The sequence below is a fragment of the Streptococcus oralis subsp. oralis genome, assembly GCF_002096445.1.
GTDB classification, from domain to species: Bacteria; Bacillota; Bacilli; order Lactobacillales; family Streptococcaceae; genus Streptococcus; species Streptococcus oralis_N.
This window is the reverse complement of sequence record NZ_NCUK01000004.1, coordinates 1-1,842: the sequence shown is the minus strand read 5'-3', so window position 1 is coordinate 1,842 and position 1,842 is coordinate 1. Positions and strand designations below refer to the sequence as shown.

Below are 1,842 nucleotides of genomic sequence, written 5' to 3'. Positions count from 1 at the left end.
TTCTGTCCTTTTTTGAATCTAGTATTTACTTTTTTTATGACATAAAGAATAAAACTTCCCAAAATATCCAGTCCTATTGAGATTATAAATATTCTGATAAGCCAAAGCATCCAACGTGTATGTCTGATTACCTGATCCGTATATCCAAATTTATAAAGGATTTGAACAAAAATTACAAATGACAATATTTCAATAGGAATACGAATTTTAGCTTTCTTGAGACTGAATCTCTTCAATAAATTTTTAAAACTAACATCTCCTCGCGGCTCTGTTTCCCAATATTCCTTGCTTTGAGTTTTAAGATATAATAAATAGGCTACTTCAATGATCAATTGAGGGAAAGCATAACTAAAAAGCAAGCTAATAAGAATGAAAAAAATGAGTATCAATTTCCCTGAAAGTATGGCAGCCAACATAGAAAGTCCAAAAATGATGTAAAGAGAGTTTCTACCATATGCATTAGATTTTGCAAAATAATTCCCCATTGTCCTATTTACAGAGAAACCTTTTTTTAACTGGCGTCTTAACCAGAAATATTGATAAATAAAGCCACAAACTGTAGAAATTAACAAAAATGGAATAAAAATTGGAGAATACTTAGGGAATCCAAGCGAAAATTCCTTCGTCGAGATTGATGTTACAAGAATTATCAGCAACATCATTTGTAATGAAAAGTATATTCCAATATAAACCATCATCAGAGAAAAAGTTGCTAAAATTTGTCTTTTATATGCAAACATTCCTGCTAATGGAATAAAAAAAGCAACAATTAAATAAAGTAAGAAGAAAATGAGAAGATCAAAAAACCAATAAGTTAATGGATTTATTAATAAAACCTCTTTTAAATACCAGGAAAAAACCCAAATAATTAAAGATAATATAAATACTCCTGTAAACGAAATAAACATCATACTTGCTGATGCGCGAGTATTCGCTAAGCTTTTAAAATATGCTTTATTTAATTCTTCAACTTCTTTCACTTTAACCTCCAATCATAGAATCAAGCCAGTCACCTAAAGCATTTCCTATCTGTTTAGCACCATCTTTAGCGTGATCTACTATACTCTTATTCCCAAAATTAGCATTATTCATAACATAATTGATTACAATCCCTGCACCTGCACCTATAACAGTTCCTAAAGGAGGTAAAAATGCTGAACCAATAGCCGCACCCATGCCTGCAGCTGCAGCCCCTGATCCAATATCTACGGCTGTATCAATCGTAAAGTCCCGCGCTTCTTTGGCCGAGATACCATCAGACATATCCACATTCTCCCTAAAATTATTATAGATATTTATAGCTGTCAAAATTCCTCCAGCTAATTTAAACGTTTTGCCAAATTTCCCTACCTCTCTCCAGCCTTTAAAATCATTTAATGGATTAACAGATTCTTTGAAACCACTCCAGCCTGCTTTCCCCATTTCACTAAAACGAGCGATACCTTTTAAATTTCCAGAGTAGTGGTAGTTTTTTAAATCAATTCCTGAAGCATTTTGGAAATTTCGACCATGCCCGTATAAATTGTTAGTAGAAGATTTGAAAAGGAATCTATTGCCCCATCTCATTCTTCCTTGGCTATCCATTGTTATTTTTATACCATTAAGAAAAATATTTGCTCCTCGATAGGTGATGACAGCTTCCCCCATTGATTTAATATAATCTAAAACATCTTCTGCTTCAGGAGGAGTTAAACCAAAAGTTTCACTAATTTTCGATACAGAAATTTCTTTTTGCTGTTCTGAGACTACCGTCCCACTATACTTAGACTCGGCAAGCTGTTTTGCGAGAGCATTTTGGTACTTCACAGCTTTGGAGTTGCTATGGATAGCTGTGTGAATCTC

At 33.3% G+C, this 1,842-nt stretch carries 2 protein-coding genes; both read right to left on the bottom strand.

Translation table 11 applies throughout. From position 1 onward, the window contains the following. The coding region (locus B7721_RS00020; RefSeq protein ID WP_084876915.1) for a hypothetical protein at positions 1-980 on the bottom strand (980 nt) is incomplete at its 3' end. Position 981: 1 nt separating this feature from the next. Continuing rightward, positions 982-1,842, bottom strand: an 861-nt coding sequence (locus tag B7721_RS10105; RefSeq protein ID WP_205008213.1) for a hypothetical protein, incomplete at its 5' end; no start/stop codon positions are given.